At 57.3% G+C, this 15,646-nt stretch carries 15 protein-coding genes and 1 pseudogene; 13 read left to right on the forward strand and 3 right to left on the reverse strand.

Going from position 1 to position 15,646, the window contains the following annotated elements; all coding sequences use genetic code 11:
- The first annotated feature begins 219 nt into the window (after window positions 1-219).
- On the forward strand, window positions 220-1,203 hold the full coding sequence (locus F153LOC_RS02095) for an aldo/keto reductase (protein WP_102103787.1): 984 nt from the start codon (window positions 220-222) through the stop codon (window positions 1,201-1,203).
- A gap of 1 nt (window position 1,204) precedes the next feature.
- Here the strand turns inward: F153LOC_RS02095 and F153LOC_RS02100 are convergent, their stop codons facing one another.
- On the reverse strand, window positions 1,205-2,095 hold the full coding sequence (locus tag F153LOC_RS02100) for a LysR family transcriptional regulator (protein WP_100780051.1): 891 nt from the start codon (window positions 2,093-2,095) through the stop codon (window positions 1,205-1,207).
- 111 nt (window positions 2,096-2,206) lie between these two features.
- Between F153LOC_RS02100 and F153LOC_RS02105 the strand changes: the two genes are divergently transcribed.
- Window positions 2,207-2,605, forward strand: coding sequence for a cupin domain-containing protein (locus F153LOC_RS02105; RefSeq protein ID WP_100780052.1), 399 nt, complete (start codon window positions 2,207-2,209; stop codon window positions 2,603-2,605).
- Here F153LOC_RS02105 and F153LOC_RS02110 read toward each other — a convergent pair.
- Entirely contained in the window at window positions 2,602-4,137 is a 1,536-nt protein-coding gene (locus tag F153LOC_RS02110) for a methyl-accepting chemotaxis protein (protein ID WP_102103786.1), read from the reverse strand. The genes F153LOC_RS02105 and F153LOC_RS02110 overlap by 4 nt on opposite strands.
- Between F153LOC_RS02110 and F153LOC_RS21820 the strand changes: the two genes are divergently transcribed.
- The 10 genes and pseudogenes from F153LOC_RS21820 (at window position 4,136) to pptA (ending at window position 13,018) form a co-directional block, all read left to right on the forward strand.
- Window positions 4,136-4,270: a hypothetical protein gene (locus F153LOC_RS21820; RefSeq protein ID WP_255409570.1), complete on the forward strand. Its 135-nt coding sequence runs from the start codon at window positions 4,136-4,138 to the stop codon at window positions 4,268-4,270. The two genes, F153LOC_RS02110 and F153LOC_RS21820, sit on opposite strands and share 2 nt — an antisense overlap.
- A 323-nt stretch (window positions 4,271-4,593) precedes the next feature.
- On the forward strand, window positions 4,594-5,595 hold the full coding sequence (locus F153LOC_RS02115; RefSeq protein WP_102103785.1) for an LLM class flavin-dependent oxidoreductase: 1,002 nt from the start codon (window positions 4,594-4,596) through the stop codon (window positions 5,593-5,595).
- Window positions 5,592-6,713, forward strand: a complete 1,122-nt coding sequence (locus tag F153LOC_RS02120) for a M20 peptidase aminoacylase family protein (RefSeq protein ID WP_102103784.1) — start codon at window positions 5,592-5,594, stop codon at window positions 6,711-6,713. Before F153LOC_RS02115 ends, F153LOC_RS02120 begins: the two co-directional genes overlap by 4 nt.
- 16 nt (window positions 6,714-6,729) lie before the next feature.
- Window positions 6,730-8,992 (forward strand): annotated as a pseudogene (locus F153LOC_RS21715) (NtaA/DmoA family FMN-dependent monooxygenase).
- Window positions 8,993-9,001: 9 nt separating this feature from the next.
- Window positions 9,002-9,511, forward strand: a complete 510-nt coding sequence (locus F153LOC_RS02135) for a GNAT family N-acetyltransferase (RefSeq protein ID WP_102103781.1) — start codon at window positions 9,002-9,004, stop codon at window positions 9,509-9,511.
- Window positions 9,512-9,520: 9 nt separating this feature from the next.
- Entirely contained in the window at window positions 9,521-10,444 is a 924-nt protein-coding gene (locus F153LOC_RS02140; RefSeq protein ID WP_100780059.1) for an amino acid ABC transporter permease, read from the forward strand.
- Window positions 10,428-11,201 (forward strand): amino acid ABC transporter ATP-binding protein, encoded by a 774-nt coding sequence (locus F153LOC_RS02145; protein WP_100780060.1) that lies wholly within the window; start codon window positions 10,428-10,430, stop codon window positions 11,199-11,201. The genes F153LOC_RS02140 and F153LOC_RS02145 overlap by 17 nt, the downstream gene beginning before the upstream one ends.
- A 9-nt stretch (window positions 11,202-11,210) precedes the next feature.
- Window positions 11,211-12,098 (forward strand): transporter substrate-binding domain-containing protein, encoded by an 888-nt coding sequence (locus tag F153LOC_RS02150; RefSeq protein WP_102103780.1) that lies wholly within the window; start codon window positions 11,211-11,213, stop codon window positions 12,096-12,098.
- A 37-nt stretch (window positions 12,099-12,135) separates the two neighbouring features.
- Window positions 12,136-12,753 (forward strand): glutathione S-transferase family protein, encoded by a 618-nt coding sequence (locus tag F153LOC_RS02155; protein WP_102103779.1) that lies wholly within the window; start codon window positions 12,136-12,138, stop codon window positions 12,751-12,753.
- 34 nt (window positions 12,754-12,787) lie between these two features.
- On the forward strand, window positions 12,788-13,018 hold the full coding sequence (gene pptA, locus F153LOC_RS02160) for a tautomerase PptA (RefSeq protein ID WP_012017474.1): 231 nt from the start codon (window positions 12,788-12,790) through the stop codon (window positions 13,016-13,018).
- Window positions 13,019-13,060: 42 nt separating this feature from the next.
- On the opposite strand, the gene F153LOC_RS02165 is transcribed toward pptA, so the two are convergent.
- On the reverse strand, window positions 13,061-13,363 hold the full coding sequence (locus tag F153LOC_RS02165) for a helix-turn-helix transcriptional regulator (RefSeq protein ID WP_100780063.1): 303 nt from the start codon (window positions 13,361-13,363) through the stop codon (window positions 13,061-13,063).
- A 160-nt stretch (window positions 13,364-13,523) separates the two neighbouring features.
- Between F153LOC_RS02165 and fusA the strand changes: the two genes are divergently transcribed.
- Window positions 13,524-15,626 (forward strand): elongation factor G, encoded by a 2,103-nt coding sequence (fusA, locus tag F153LOC_RS02170; RefSeq protein ID WP_102103778.1) that lies wholly within the window; start codon window positions 13,524-13,526, stop codon window positions 15,624-15,626.
- Window positions 15,627-15,646 lie beyond the last annotated feature (20 nt).

Raw genomic sequence — 15,646 nt, forward strand, 5'->3', positions numbered from 1 at the left:
GTGGTCAGAGCAGACGGGGATCACAACATGCTGAATAGTGACCAGTTTGCAGAGAAAATGACCCGTTAACTGCTGCTTTAATCATCAGGTGTGCTTAATAGTTGCGCAATGGCATTGATGAACTGAATTCATAAGCACAAGCTTTTCTGCGCTGTAGTGCTCATGAACCAATCCCTCTACAGTAAAAGCGTTAATCACTAAAACCCATGAGGAAAAGAGATGCAACAGCGACAACTCGGACAAAATGGTTTAACGGTTTCCGCACTGGGGCTGGGGTGTATGGGTTTAAGCTTCGGTTACGGCCCGGCGACGGACAAGGCGCAGGCCATTTCCCTCATCCGCGCAGCGGTAGATCGCGGCGTCACCTTTTTCGATACCGCCGAAGTTTATGGCCCGTATATTAACGAAGAGGTGGTCGGCGAAGCGCTGGCACCGGTGCGCGACAAAGTGGTGATTGCGACCAAATTTGGTTTTGACTGCGATCAGCCGGGCCAGGTACTTAACAGCCGCCCTGAACATATTCGCACAGCGATTGAAGGATCGTTAAAACGCCTGAAAACAGAGGTGATTGACCTCTATTATCAGCACCGCGTCGACCCGGACGTGCCGGTGGAAGAGGTCGCGGGAACGATTGCCGATCTGATTGCCGAAGGTAAAGTGAAACACTTTGGCCTGTCAGAAGCGGGCGTCGACACCATTCGCCGCGCGCATGCGGTCTGCCCGGTCACCGCGCTGCAAAGCGAATATTCCCTGTGGTGGCGCGAGCCCGAGCAGGCAATTCTGCCGCTGCTGGAGGAGTTAAACATCGGTTTTGTTCCGTTCAGCCCGTTGGGTAAAGGCTTCCTGACAGGGGCGATCAACGCCCAAACCACCTTCGACAGCAGCGATTTCCGCAACGTGGTGCCGCGCTTTAGCGAAGCCTCACGGCAGGCCAACCAGCAGCTGGTGGATCTGGTGCAGCGCCTGGCCGCCGAGCAGGGCGTGACAGCGGCGCAAATCGCGCTAGCGTGGTTACTGGCGAAAGCGCCGTGGATTGTGCCGATTCCGGGTACCACCAAACTGCATCGTCTGGAGGAGAATCTGGGAAGCGTTAACGTGACACTGTCACTGGAAGCGCTCGCCCGTATTAATCAGGCGCTCGCGAGCATTGATGTGGTCGGCGATCGCTACCCGCAGCATTTGCAGGCGCGCGTCGGCAAGTAATTTAGGTCTTACGCAGGGCGTCGACCAGCAGCGAAAATGCGGTGGTGTGCTGGCGGCGGCTCGGGTAGTAAAGGTGGTACCCGTCGAAATACGGGCACCATGCCTGCAGGGCCGGGATCAGTCGGCCCTTCGCAATGGCATCCTGCACCGTATCTTCCGGCACATACGCCAGCCCCAGACCTGCCTCGGCGGCATCAATCCGCTGCGGCAGGTTATTTAACGTCAACTGCCCCTCCACCCGCACGCGTATTTCTCGCCCGTCTTTTTCAAATTCCCAGGCATACAGCCCGCCAAGGGTAGGCAGGCGCATATTGATGCATGAATGGTTTGCCAGCTGCTCCGGCGTTTCTGGCATGCCGTGGCGCGCAAAATAGTCTGCCGAGCCCACCACCGTCATCCGCATATCCGGCGCGATGCGCACCGCAATCATGTCTTTGGCGATCTGTTCGCCGAGGCGCACGCCCGCATCAAAACGACCATCAACGATATCCGTCAGGCCGTTGTCGACGGTGACCTCAACGTGAATATCCGGGTATTGCAGCATAAAGGGTTTCAGCACCGGCCACAGCACTGCCGACATGGCGTGTTCCCCGGCGGTAATGCGAATGTTCCCGGCGGGTTTGTCACGCATCTCGCGCAGGGCCGTCAGTTCCTGTTCGATCTCCAGCAGGTGTGGGCTTAAGCGCATAAAAAGCTGCTCGCCGGCTTCGGTCGGGGCCACGCTGCGGGTGGTGCGCGTGAGCAGGCGCATATCCAGACGCGCTTCAAGATTGCGCATTGCGTGGCTCAGTGCCGACTGCGACACGCCAAGCTGGGCAGCGGCACGGGTAAAGCTCCGCTCGCGAGCGACTACCATAAACGACAACAAATCGTTGAAATTGTCTTTCAGCACGGCGAGGCTCCCGATATATGAATTTGGCTCATGGTTCCTTTCAGATTATGCAGTCTAATGCTGCTCCCAGGTTTGCGCTACTGTTAACGCATCAGCAAAACAGGAGACAACATGAAAATTATCCGAAGTGGTTCGTTACCCTCAGCCCGTGGCCCTGAAGCGTGGTTTAGCGGAACTGTGCGCATCGATGCGCCGTTTCAGGCAACGGAACCTGCGTCCGTCGGCGGCGCGACGGTGACTTTCGAGCCGGGTGCGCGCACCGCCTGGCACACCCATCCGCTGGGACAGACTCTGATTGTGACGCAGGGACGCGGCTGGTTACAGGAGTGGGGCAAAGACGCCGAGGCGCTGAACCAGGGCGATATCGCCTGGATACCGCCTGGCGTAAAACACTGGCACGGGGCCAGTTCACAGACCGCGATGACGCATATTGCCATCGCCGAATCCGTGAACGGCAGCCCGGTGGAGTGGCTGGAAAAAGTGAGCGACGAAGAGTATCAGGGGCGTTAACCGCCAAATACCGCAATCGCCTGTTGCAGCCGTGTGGTGCGCTCCGTCAGGTGATTAGCGGCGCGGGTGACGTTATCGACCATCCCCGTATTGTTGTGGGTCATCACGCCGATACGGGAAATAGACTCGTTGATGAGCGTCAGGGCCAGCGTCTGTTCCTGCGTCGCATGGCCGATCTCTTTGATCAGCGACGTCACCTGTAACACATTGCCAATCATCGCCGTAAGGTGGGTTTCCGTCTGTTCGACCATTGCCACACCGGCGTTGACGCTGGCGACGTTCTTCTCTATCAGCGTTTTGATCTCTTTTGCCGCTGAGGCCGAGTGCTGCGCCAGGTTGCGCACTTCGGCGGCCACGACCGCAAAACCACGGCCCGCTTCGCCCGCGCGCGCCGCTTCTACGGCGGCGTTGAGCGCCAGAATATTGGTCTGGAAGGCGATTCGGTCGATCACGCCAATAATATCGACAATCTGACTGTTATCTTTTGAGACCGACTGCATCATGCCGATGGTCTGCTTCATGGCGGTTTCGCCGCTGTGGGCGCTGCTGCTGGTGCGGTCGGCCATATGGATTGCTTCCCCGGCGGTTTGCGCGGTTTGCTCTACGGCGCTGGCGATCTCCTCCACGGCGGCAGCGGTTTGCTGCAAATCATCAGCCGTCTCTTCAGAGCGCGCCTGTAACGCTGCACCTTCTTTCGCCACCTGCTGGCTGATGGTGCTGATCCCGGCAATTTGCGTTCCGACGTCATCGACCAGAGAATTTAAATTCAGCCCCGACTGGTTGACCAGGCGCATCATCATGCCCACGTCATCGACACGATCAAAATGAAAATAAGCGGGTTTTCGCCCGGAAACGACCTGTTGCATCTGGCGGACAATCTTTTTAAGAGGGCGGCAAACCTGCGCATTCAGATATAACCCCAGCACAATAAAGAGCGCCATCAGCCCGGCGATTTGCATCACACCTTTTGGTAATAAAAGGGATACCAGTAACGAAAGCAGAGCGGTAACGGCAATACCGTAATTGACTCTTTTTGCCGTGCTTATTTTTTTAAAGAGTGAAAGAAAAGAGAATAACCCGCGACGAACCAGTAAGCCTTTATAAAAACGATGGCGGGTAAGCTGGTTATTTCTGACTCGCTGATAGAGATGTTCAGCGGCGTCTATCTCATCGCGCGGGGGGATATTTCGCACGGAAATATAACCGGTGAGGGTTTCGTTTTGATACACCGGCGTGACGTTGGCACGCACCCAGTAGTGATCGCCGTTGTGGCGGCGGTTCTTGACCAGCCCCGTCCAGCTCTGGCCCTGCTGGAGCGTAAACCACATATCCCCAAAGGCGTCAGGCGGCATATCCGGGTGACGAATGACATTGTGCGGCTCGCCAATAAGATGTTCTTCTTTATAGCCGCTGGCTTCAATAAACGCAGAGTTGGCATAGGTAATATGGCTCTGCGTATTGGTGGTCGACATCAGCGTCGACCCTTTGTTAAGCAAATACTCGCTTTGTGTAACAGGAGTGTTATTTCTCATGAAAAACTCCATGGTGATGTCAAAAAAACAGAAAAGCCGCCCGAAAAATATTCAGGCAAGACAAAAGTTATTGTTGTGTTTATTACGGCCTGCGCATTCTTCCACAAAACAGGGTGAACAAGAAAGCACCTGAATTAACTATTTTTTATCTATTAAACATTGCTTATGTAATGAATTTGCAAAAAAAGAGTGCCGCCATTTTTAATGGCGAATGAAATTCTCTCCTTAAGTTAAATATTAAGTGAAATATGAATAAACCACGGAAATTGAACTCCCGAAATACACTTTCGTTAACATGGACAGAACGCGGCGGCTAATCTGTTCTGCGCGATAGGCTTATGAAGAGAAGGGGGATGCATTTCTGATTTCCGGCAAACTAAATGTAAATTAATTGTTTCTCAGAGGTGAAATCCGCCTTTAATAATGGCGACATGTTAAGTCAAACGAGAACACAACATGTCCTGGCGAATCAGCATTCTGGATAAAAGCCCTGTGGCGGTGAACGAAACGGCCGCCGACGCGCTGGCGCGTACCCTGAGTCTGGCAAAACAGGCCGAAGCGCTGGGTTTTCACCGCTTCTGGATTGCCGAACATCACAATACCGCTCAGCTGGCCAGCCCCTCGCCTGAGCTGCTCATTGCCTGGATTCTGGGACAAACCAAACACATCCGCGTCGGTTCTGGCGGCGTGATGCTGCAACATTACAGCCCGTACAAAGTGGCAGAAAACTTCAATGTGCTGGCGTCGATTGCCCCTGGCCGCGTCGATTTGGGCGTCGGGAAAGCGCCCGGCGGTTTGCCGCTCTCCACACGCGCCCTGCAACAGGGGCTGCATCAGGACGAAAAGGGGAGTTTTGCCGATCAGCTGACCCAGCTCGATCGCTGGCTTACCCCATCAACTGACGTGCAGGACGACAGCGTCAAAGCCACGCCATTGCCCTCTGCGCCCGCGGAGAAATTCCTGCTCGGCACAAGCGTTGAAAGCGCGCAGCTGGCGGCGAAACTCGGCTGGAACTTTGTCTTTGCCGCCCATCTTAACGGGGATGTGAATCTCCTGCGCGACGTGCTGGAAACCTGGCGCACTTACAGCGCGCTTAACGCCATTGTGGCGGTTCAGGCCATCGTCGCGCCGACTCAGGTGCAGGCCGATGCGCTGGCGGAAAAAGTGGAAGTGTGGGGCGTTGAGCTGGCGAACGGCCAGCGGGTGACGGTCGCCAGCGAAGAGCAGGCCTACGCCTTTGCGCGACAGGCCGAAAGCGAACCGCTGCGCATTGCCCGTCGCGCCCAGTCGCTGATCAAAGGCACGCCGGAATCGGTGCTCAATGAACTGGAAAACCTGCACCAGACCTGGGGTATCGACGAATTTATTATTGATACGCCCGTGGCGGACGGACTCGCCCGCACGCAATCGCTGCGCTTACTGGCGCAGGCCAAATTTGCCGGGGAGGTGCTGGTATGAGCCTCGGACAACAGCTGATCGACTGGCGCCGTGAACTGCACCGCCATCCTGAACTGTCAGGGCAGGAAGTCGAAACCACCGCCCGTCTGCGCCAGTGGCTGTCGGGGGCCGGGATCACCGTGCTGCCGTACGATCTCCAGACAGGGATCGTCGCCGAAATTGGTCAGGGCCAGAAACAGATTGCCCTGCGCGCAGACATCGACGCGCTGCCGATTGAGGAGCGCAGCGGTGTGGAATTTAGCTCGCAGAATCCGGGTGTAATGCATGCCTGCGGTCACGATATTCACACCAGCGTGATTCTGGGCGCAGCGTTGCAGCTCAAAGCCCGCGAAGCCACGCTGCCCGGGCGGGTGCGCATTCTGTTCCAGCCCGCCGAAGAGAATTTTGGCGGCGCGAAAAGCCTGGTCCGCGCCGGTGCGCTTCAGGATGTCAGCGCGATTTTTGGCATGCACAACGAACCCGGTTTACCGGTGGGGGCCTTCGCCACGCGCGGCGGGCCGTTTTACGCCAACGTCGACCGCTTTGTGATCCGCGTGACCGGTAAAGGGGCGCACGCCGCCCGTCCGCACGAAGGCTCTGACGCCATTCTGCTCGCCAGCCAGCTCGTCACCGCGCTGCAAAGTGTCGCCAGCCGTAACGTCAATACGCTGGATTCCGTGGTGCTGAGCGTGACGCGCATCGAAGGCGGCAACACCTGGAACGTACTGCCGGAGAGCGTGGAGCTGGAAGGGACGCTGCGCACCCATCGCATTGAAGTGCAGCAGAACGTCAAAGCCCGTGTCGGCGAGATCGCCGCCGGTTTTGCCAGCGCCTTTAACGCGCAGATTGATATCACCTGGTACGCCGGACCGACCGCGCTGGTGAACGATGAACGCTGGGCCGATTTCGCCACCTCCGTGGCGCGCGAAACGGGTTACGAAACACAGCACGCAGAGCTGCATATGGGCGGTGAAGATTTTGCCGTCTATTTGCAGCACATTCCCGGCGCGTTCGTCAGCATTGGCAGCAACAGTCCTTTCGGTTTGCACCATCCGGGTTTTAATCCGGACGAAGCCTTAATCGAACCCGCCGCGCACTATTTCTCGCAGCTTGCAGAAAAAGCATTACATCAAATTTAACCAATAAGGGGTGACTATGTCTGCAACACGACAATTGCGTCTTGGAACCATATTGCATGGCGCATCGGGAAATATGTCCGCCTGGCGTCATCCGGCAGCCGTGGCTGATGCCAGCATTAATTTTAATTTCGTCAAAGAGACGGCGTTAAAAGCGGAAGAGGGGAAACTCGATTTTTTATTCGTCGCCGATGGACTTTATATTAATGAAAAGTCGATCCCGCATTTTCTGAATCGCTTTGAGCCGTTAACCGTTTTATCCGCTCTGGCGAGCATGACTTCGCGACTGGGGCTGGTTGGAACGCTGTCGACCTCTTACAGCGAGCCGTTTTCCGTCGCGCGGCAGTTTGCCAGCCTCGACCATCTGAGCAACGGGCGCGCGGGCTGGAACGTGGTGACCTCACCGCTGGAAGGCTCAGCGAAAAACTTCTCCCGCGAAAAACACCCCGAGCACGCTCTGCGCTATCGCATCGCCGATGAGTATCTCGACGTCGTGAAAGGGCTGTGGGACTCCTGGGAAGAGGACGCCTTTGTGCGCAATAAAGCGAGCGGGCAATTCTTTAATCCACAGAAATTACACACGCTGGATCACCACGGTGATTTCTTCCAGGTCGCCGGGCCGCTGAATATTGGCCGCACACCGCAGGGCCGCCCGATTGTGTTTCAGGCGGGGGCCTCGGAAGACGGCAAAAAACTGGCGGCGAAACATGCCGACGCCATATTTACGCATCACGAAACCTTAGACGAAGCCAAAGCCTTTTATCGTGACGTGAAATCTCAGCTGGAATTAAACGGCCGCCGCGCGGATGAACTGCATATTTTCCAGGGCGTGAGCGTGATTGTCGGAAAAGATGCCGCAGACGTGGAAGAACAGTATCAAACCACCGCCGCGCTGGTATCGATAAACGACGCGCTGAATTACCTCGGACGCTATTTCGAGCATCACGATTTTAGCCAGTATCCTCTCGACGAACCTTTCCCGGATATCGGCGAGTTAGGGCAAAACAGTTTCCGCAGTACCACCGATGAGATCAAACGTAACGCCCGCGAGCGGAACCTGACGCTGCGCCAGGTGGCGCTGGAAGCGGCCTCCCCGCGCCCGCGTTTTTCGGGCACAGCGGAAGAGGTGGCCGATGGCCTGCAGCAGTGGTTCGACGCCTACGCCGCAGACGGTTTCATCATTCAGGGCGGTACGCCAGACACCTTCCCGCGCTTTGTCGATCAGGTGGTGCCGCTCCTGCAGGCCCGCGGACTGTTCCGCACCGACTATCCGGGCACCACGCTTCGCGAAAGCCTGGGGTTAGACCAGCCAAAAAATCAGTTCACACAACAATAAGAGAAGACACGCTATGCAGAAAACCTCGCTCGTTCTGGCGCTCGCGCTGGCATTTACCCCTGCCGTCTGGGCAGAAAATGTGAACATTAACGGCACCGGTGTGAGCATCGAGGCCAATAAAACGCCGGTGAATACCGTCAAAAACGGCGATGCCGTGGCGCAACTGCCGAAGGATTATCGCTTTGCGGTGCCGGGGAAATTCACCGTCGCCGTGGCGGGGCTGAACCAGCCGCCGCTTACCGTGTTCTCCGATGACAACAAAACCCTGCTGGGCAGCGAAGTGGACGTTGCGCGTCTGGTGGCCGACAGCCTCGGGCTGGAGCTGAACGTGGTGCCGACCTCCTGGGAGGACTGGCCGCTCGGCGTGGCATCCGGAAAATATGACGCGGCGATCAGCAACATCACGGTGACCAAAGAGCGCAAAGAGAAGTTCGATTTTGCTACCTATCGAAAAGACTCCCTCGGTTTCTACGTCAAATCGACCAGCCCGATTAAATCCCTTGAGAAGGCTGAAGACATCGCCGGGCTGCGCATTATTGTCGGCTCCGGTACCAATCAGGAAGCGATCCTGCTGGCGTGGAACGCGGAAAACCTCAAAAAAGGGCTGAAGCCGTTTACCCCGGTCTACACCAAAGACGACGCGGCGCAAACCCTGGCGCTGCAGTCCGGGCGGGCTGATGCGTTCTTCGGGCCGAATGTGATTGGCGCATGGAAAGCGGCCCTGACCGGCAAAACCAAACGGGTGGGCAGCGTGGATGGCGGCTGGCCGAAAGCGGCGCACATCGCCGTGACGCTGAAAAAAGGCTCCGGGCTGGTTGAACCGGTGCAAACGGCGCTCAACGGTGTGATCAAAAACGGGGATTACGACAAGGTGCTCAACCGCTGGGGCGAAGGTGTCGAGCGTATTCCGAACTCAGAAGTGAACCCGGCCGGGCTGGGCGACTAAGGAGGCCACATGAGCGATCTTTTTCGCGACGTTTCGCCGGAAGATGCCGATCTTCAGCCCATCATTGACGGGCTGTTCGGAGAGTACGCCGCCCGCTACGGCGACTACTTTTCCAAAGACGCGGAAATCGAACTGACCGAGTGGTATCTGCCGCCGCAGGGGCTGTTTATCGTGCTGGAGCGCGACGGCCAGATCATCGCCACCGGTGCGTACAAACCCTTTGACGCGCACACCGCCGAGATCAAACGCATCTGGACGAACAAAACGCTGCGCCAGCAGGGGCTGGCCGCGCGCGTGGTGCAGGAGCTGGAGCGCAGGGCGGTGCTGGCGGGGTACAGCGGTATCTACCTCACTACCGGTTTTCGTCAGCCGGAAGCGGTGAGGCTCTATCTGAGCCAGGGCTACGCGCCGCAGTTCGATCTCGATCGCGATCCGGAAGAGTACAGCCAGCCCCCCTTTGACGGGCGTCTGCGCTTCACCAAAACGCTGGTTCGCGAAGCGTTCAGTAAATCCGCATGAGGAACGACGATGAACAACAACGTTGAAACCATCAAAGTGGTCCCGGCGCGCTATCCCTGGCGCACCGTCGGAGCGATTGCCGCGCTGTTTGTGCTGGCGGTCGTCGTTCAGTCGGTGGCCTTTAATCCGCGCTGGGAGTGGGGCGTGTTTGCACGCTGGTTCTTCGATCCGGTGATTCTGGAAGGGGTGGGGCAAACGCTGCTGCTGACCTTAATCGGCACAGCGTTGAGCGTGGTGCTGGGCGGCATGTTAGCGCTGGCGCGACTCTCTTCGTCGTGGCTGTTAAGCACGCTGGCGTTTGGCTATATCTGGCTGTTCCGCTCGCTGCCGCTGATTGTGGTGCTGATCATCCTCTACAACTTCTCGTATCTGTACGACACGCTCTCCCTCGGCGTGCCTTTTACTCAGATAACCTGGGGCAAATTTGAGACCATCAACGTGCTGGGGCAGTTTTCTACCGCCGTGGTAGGTCTGACGCTGGTGCAGAGCGCTTACACCGCCGAAATCATTCGCGGCGGCTTTTTAGGCGTCGATCATGGTCAGTACGAAGCGGCTGCCGCGCTGGGTCTACCGGCCTGGCGTCGCACGGTGCGCATTATATTGCCGCAGGCGCTGCGCACCATTTTGCCATCCGGGTTTAATGAGATTATCAGCCTCGCCAAAGGCACCGCCATGGTGTACGTCCTGGCCATGCCGGAGCTGTTCTACACCATTCAGATGATCTACAACCGCACGCAGGAGGTGATCCCGCTGCTGATGGTTGGCGCGGCCTGGTATCTGGTGATCACCACCGTGCTGTCGGTCATTCAGCATGTGGTGGAGCGCGGTCTTGCCCGCAGCGAGCGCCGCTCGGCGGTGAATCAGTCTCGCGCCAGTCAGCGCACTCGTTCCGTTACCCCATCACAGGAGCCTATCCATGCCAGCCTCTCCTGAAGGACATATTTCGATTACCGGCGTCAGTAAATTCTTTGGTCGCCATAAGGCGCTGGATAACGTGTCGCTGGAAATTCCACCCGGTTCGGTGACGGTGATCCTCGGCCCGTCCGGCTCCGGTAAATCGACGCTGCTGCGCACCATTAACCACCTGGAGCGCGTCGATGAAGGCTTTATCCAGATCGACGGGGATTACATCGGCTATCGCCGTCAGGGCGACAAACTCTATGAGCTGAAAGAGAAAGAGATCCTCAAGCAGCGCGTCAACGTCGGCTACGTGTTCCAGAACTTTAACCTCTTCCCGCATCTCACGGTGCTGGAAAACCTGATTGAAGCGCCGATCGCGCATAAGCAGCTGAGCCGTAAAGCGGCGGTAGAGCGAGCGTACGGCCTGCTGGATGTGGTCGGGCTTCGTGAAAAAGCCGACGCCTGGTCGCGTCATCTTTCCGGCGGCCAGCAGCAGCGCATCGCCATTGCCCGTGCGCTGGCCCTGCGCCCGCGGGTGATGCTGTTTGATGAGCCGACGTCAGCTCTTGACCCGGAACTGGTGGGCGAAGTGCTGGACGTGATCAAAAAACTGGCCCGATCCGGCACTACGCTGGTGGTGGTGACGCATGAGATCGGTTTTGCCCGCGAAGTGGCCGATCAGGTGGTGTTCATGGTCGATGGCAAAATAGTCGAGCAGGGCAGTAGCGACGAGGTATTAAACCGTCCGTCCCACGCCCGAACGCGTCAGTTCCTGTCGAAAGTGCTGTAAGGAGAGGGTATGAAATACGGATTGCTGGCGCTGCTGGGCGTCGTTTCAGTGAGCCAGGCCAGCATTGATTTAAAGGCTAATGAACAGCCGCTGCCGGTGACGGTGGATCAGGCAGCGATCGCGAAGATCCCGCAGGGCTACAAATTTGTTGAGCCGGGTACGCTGACGGTCGCCATTTCTGCCCTTAATTCGCCGCCGCTGGCGCTCCTCGCCAGCGATAACCGTACCCGCATTGGCAGCGATCCGGATATCGCCCGGCTGCTGGCGGGGAGCCTGGGGTTAAAACTGAAACTGGTACCGACCGCCTGGGAAGACTGGCCGCTCGGGATCAGCTCCGGGCGTTACGACGTGGCGCTGGTGAACATTGCAGTGACCGAGCAGCGTAAAGAGAAGTTTGATTTTGCCACCTATCGCGTCGATTCACTGGCGTTTTCGGTGAAATCCACCAGCGACGTGCAGGCGATCAAAAATGCTGAAGATCTGGCGGGTAAAAAGGTGATTGTCGGCTCCGGCACTAATCAGGAGCGCATTCTTCTCGGCTGGAACGAGGAGAACAAAAAGGCCGGGCGCGAGGCTGCGCTGCCGGTCTATCTGACGGATGACGCTTCCGGCAATTTGTATATTCAGTCCGGGCGCGCGGATGTGTTTTTCGGCCCGCAGTCGGTTTCCGCCTATAAAGCGGCGCTGACGGGCAAAACCCGGGTAGTGGGGCTTGGGCCGAAAAAAGCCTATGTTGCGACCACCACCAAAAAGGGCAACGAACTGGTGTATGCCCTGCAGGCTGCGCTCGATGGGGCGATTCAGCGTGGGGAGTATCAGCAGGTGCTGGCGCGCTGGGGTGAGCAGGGCGAAGGCGTCGCGCGCTCCGAAGTCAATCCGCCGGGCATCACCTACTGATGTTCTACACTTAGAATTTGTTCTGAGTGGGGGCAGTATGATTAACGTGTATGGCGTACCCGGCTGGGGATCGGCAATCAGCGAAGTGATGCTAACCCTGGCCGATATTCCCTATCGTTTTATCAACGTCGAAGGGTTTGATTCGCCAGGCCCGCAGCGCGCTCTGCTGGAGAAACTCAATCCTCTGTGCCAGGTGCCGACGCTGGAGCTGGAAAATGGCGCAGTGATGAGTGAAACGGCCGCCATCGGCCTGATGATTCTGGACCGTTGTCCGGAACTCGCCCCACCCGTGGGCCATCCCGACCGGGCGCAGTTTCAACGACTGCTGATCTGGCTGGTGGCCAATGTCTATCCTACGTTTACCTACGCCGATTACCCTGAACGCTGGGCGCCGGACGCACCGGAACAGCTGCGTGAAAATTGTATCGCCTGGCGTAAGTCGCTCTACCTGTGGCTGGATAATCATCTTAAAGCCGCGCCCTATGCGCTCGGCGAGCAACTCACGCTGATTGACGTCTATGTTGCGGTGATGCGCACCTGGGGCCCGCGCCACGCGTGGTTTACCGCCAATACGCCGCGTATCACCGCCATCGCCGATGCTGTCTGTCAGCGGCCAGAACTGCACAAGGTGTTAAAGGCGAACGAAATTATCTGATAAGTTGAAACGCTCACAACAACAGGAGCCTGCAATGCCACACGTTGATATCAAATGTTTTCCCCGCGATCTGAACGATGAACAAAAAACCGCCCTGGCGGCGGATATCGCGGAGGTGATTATTCGTCATTTTAACAGTAAAGACAGTTCAGTCTCTGTTGCCCTGAATCAGGTGCAGCAGGAAGACTGGAAAGCGCAGGTCTGGGATACGGAAATCGGACCGAAGCTGGATGAACTCATCAAAAAGCCTGGATATTCGATGTAAGATTTCGGCCGGGTGGCGTCTGCGCTTACCCGGCATAAAACGTTAGCCCATCACCCGCAACAACGTATCCAGCAGCCCCGGAAAGCGGGCATCCAGATCTTCTCTTCGAAGCGAAATCATATTCTCGCGCCCCTGCGGGCGCTGCCAGATCACGCCGCTATCGCGCAGCACGCGCCAGTGGTGGGTCATGGTTGATTTGGCAATGTCTTCCGGGCGCAGGGCGTTGCAGCTCAGTTCACTGCCATCGGCGAGCAGGCGGAGGATCTCCAGTCGCAGCGGGTTACCGAGGGCTAACAGCACATTTTCCAGCGTGATTTGTTCAGGTTCGGGGTGGTTGGCGATCATAGACTTCCTGGGTTAGCGGGAAGGTGAGCTATCTTAATGATAGGCCCATCCTTAAAAAAATAGTTCGTATATACTCGTACAATAGGACTATTATAGCAGACGAACACACAGACGACCATTCCGGTCGTTCTACTCAAGTCAAACTGACTAAGGATTTATCATGCCCCGACCCATCCCTCTTGAGCGTTATCGCAACATCGGTATCTCCGCGCATATCGATGCCGGTAAAACGACCACCACCGAGCGCATTCTGTTTTACACCGGAATGAGCCACAAATTGGGTGAAGTCCACGATGGCGCGGCAACAACTGACTGGATGGCGCAGGAGCAAGAGCGCGGGATCACCATTACGTCCGCGGCGGTGAGCTGCTTCTGGCCCGGTATGGATCGTAATTTTGAACCGCACCGGATCAACATTATCGACACCCCAGGGCACGTGGATTTCACCATTGAAGTGGAACGATCCATGCGCGTGCTCGACGGTGCGGTGATGGTTTATGACTCCGTCGGTGGCGTCCAGCCGCAGTCGGAAACCGTCTGGCGCCAGGCGAACAAATACCACGTCCCGCGCCTGGCGTTCGTCAACAAAATGGACCGTCCGGGAGCCGATTTCTTCCGCGTAGTGCAGATGATGATTGATCGCCTGAAGGCCAATCCGGTACCGATTGTCATCCCTGTTGGCGCTGAAGAGCACTTCAGCGGGGTTGTCGATCTCATCAAAATGCGCGCCATTTTGTGGGACGACGCCACCCAGGGCATGACCTTCAGCTATGCGCCGGTCCCGGACGATTTGCTGAGCACCGCCAAAATCTGGCGGGAAAAAATGGTCTCGGCCGCCGCGGAAACCAGCGATGCGCTGATGGATAAATACCTGGAAACGGGCGATCTGGATGAAGCGGAAATCATCGACGGGCTGCGCATACGCACGGTCAAAGGTGAAATCCAGCCGATGCTGTGCGGCAGTGCCTTTAAAAACAAAGGGGTACAGCGCATGCTCGACGCGGTGATCGAACTGATGCCATCGCCCCTCGACGTGCCGGCTATTGATGGCGTGGATGATAAAGGGCAACCGGCGGAGCGTCACCCAAGCGATGACGAACCCTTCTCGGCGCTGGCGTTCAAGCTGATGACCGACCCGTACGTCGGCCAGCTGACCTTTATCCGCGTCTATTCCGGCGTGCTGAGAAAAGGCGATGCGGTATATAACCCGGTGAAAGGGAAGAAAGAGCGTATCGGGCGTATTGTGCAGATGCATGCCAACGATCGTCATGAGGTCGATGAACTGCGCGCGGGCGATATCGCCGCCTGCGTGGGGCTGAAAGATGTCACGACAGGCGACACCCTGAGCGATCCGGATCACCTGATCACCCTGGAGCGTATGGAGTTCCCGGACCCGGTGATTTCTCTGGCGATTGAGCCGAAAACCAAGGCCGATCAGGAGAAAATGGGGATCGCGCTGCAGCGCCTGGCGGCAGAAGATCCGTCGTTCCGCCTGCACACGGACGAAGAATCCGGCCAGACGATTATCTCCGGGATGGGCGAGTTACACCTGGAAATTATCGTCGACCGCATGAAACGCGAGTTTGGCGTTGAAGCGAACATTGGCCGTCCACAGGTCACCTACCGCGAAACCTTGCGTAAAGCGGTGAAAGAGATCGAGGGCAAATTTGTCCGTCAGTCCGGCGGTAAAGGGCAGTACGGCCACGTCGTGCTAAGCCTTGAACCGCTTGAGCCAGGCAGCGGCTTTAAATTTGAAGACGCCACCAAAGGCGGCGTGGTACCGCGCGAGTACATTCCGTCCGTGGAAAAAGGCTTGCGTGAAGCCATGAACAGCGGCGTGCTGGCGGGTTATCCGGTGGTAGACGTGAAAGCGACCCTGACTTTTGGTTCGTATCATGACGTCGACTCCTCGGAAATGGCCTTCCGCATGGCGGCGATCTTCGGCTTTAAAGAGGGCGCGCGCAAAGCGGACCCGGCGATTCTGGAGCCGGTGATGCACGTGGAGGTGGAGACGCCAGAAGAGTACGCCGGGAATATCATGGGCGATCTCTCTTCCCGTCGCGGGATGGTGCAGGGCATGGAAGAGCGGTTCGGCAGCCAGATTATTCGCGCTGACGTCCCGCTGGCCGAGATGTTTGGTTACGCGACCACCCTGCGATCGATGTCGCAAGGGCGTGCAACCTACAGTATGGAGTTTCACCATTACGCCGAAGCGCCGCGCAACGTGGCCGATGACATTATTGCCAGTCGCGCGAAAGGCTAGCGCAGCCCGTTAAGCAGGAA

Origin of the sequence: Lelliottia sp. F153 (assembly GCF_002870005.1) — a bacterium.
GTDB lineage: Bacteria > Pseudomonadota > Gammaproteobacteria > Enterobacterales > Enterobacteriaceae > Enterobacter > Enterobacter nimipressuralis.

Excerpts from the sequence above, each read along its gene's own strand:
- F153LOC_RS02095 (WP_102103787.1), top strand. The coding sequence starts at position 220 with ATGCAACAGCGACAACTCGGACAAAATGGTTTAACGGTTTCCGCACTG.
- F153LOC_RS02105 (WP_100780052.1), top strand. The coding sequence starts at position 2,207 with ATGAAAATTATCCGAAGTGGTTCGTTACCCTCAGCCCGTGGCCCTGAA.
- F153LOC_RS21820 (WP_255409570.1), top strand. The coding sequence starts at position 4,136 with ATGAAAAACTCCATGGTGATGTCAAAAAAACAGAAAAGCCGCCCGAAA.
- F153LOC_RS02110 (WP_102103786.1), bottom strand. The coding sequence starts at position 4,137 with ATGAGAAATAACACTCCTGTTACACAAAGCGAGTATTTGCTTAACAAA.
- F153LOC_RS02115 (WP_102103785.1), top strand. The coding sequence starts at position 4,594 with ATGTCCTGGCGAATCAGCATTCTGGATAAAAGCCCTGTGGCGGTGAAC.
- F153LOC_RS02120 (WP_102103784.1), top strand. The coding sequence starts at position 5,592 with ATGAGCCTCGGACAACAGCTGATCGACTGGCGCCGTGAACTGCACCGC.
- F153LOC_RS02135 (WP_102103781.1), top strand. The coding sequence starts at position 9,002 with ATGAGCGATCTTTTTCGCGACGTTTCGCCGGAAGATGCCGATCTTCAG.
- F153LOC_RS02140 (WP_100780059.1), top strand. The coding sequence starts at position 9,521 with ATGAACAACAACGTTGAAACCATCAAAGTGGTCCCGGCGCGCTATCCC.
- F153LOC_RS02145 (WP_100780060.1), top strand. The coding sequence starts at position 10,428 with ATGCCAGCCTCTCCTGAAGGACATATTTCGATTACCGGCGTCAGTAAA.
- F153LOC_RS02150 (WP_102103780.1), top strand. The coding sequence starts at position 11,211 with ATGAAATACGGATTGCTGGCGCTGCTGGGCGTCGTTTCAGTGAGCCAG.
- F153LOC_RS02155 (WP_102103779.1), top strand. The coding sequence starts at position 12,136 with ATGATTAACGTGTATGGCGTACCCGGCTGGGGATCGGCAATCAGCGAA.
- pptA (WP_012017474.1), top strand. The coding sequence starts at position 12,788 with ATGCCACACGTTGATATCAAATGTTTTCCCCGCGATCTGAACGATGAA.
- F153LOC_RS02165 (WP_100780063.1), bottom strand. The coding sequence starts at position 13,363 with ATGATCGCCAACCACCCCGAACCTGAACAAATCACGCTGGAAAATGTG.
- fusA (WP_102103778.1), top strand. The coding sequence starts at position 13,524 with ATGCCCCGACCCATCCCTCTTGAGCGTTATCGCAACATCGGTATCTCC.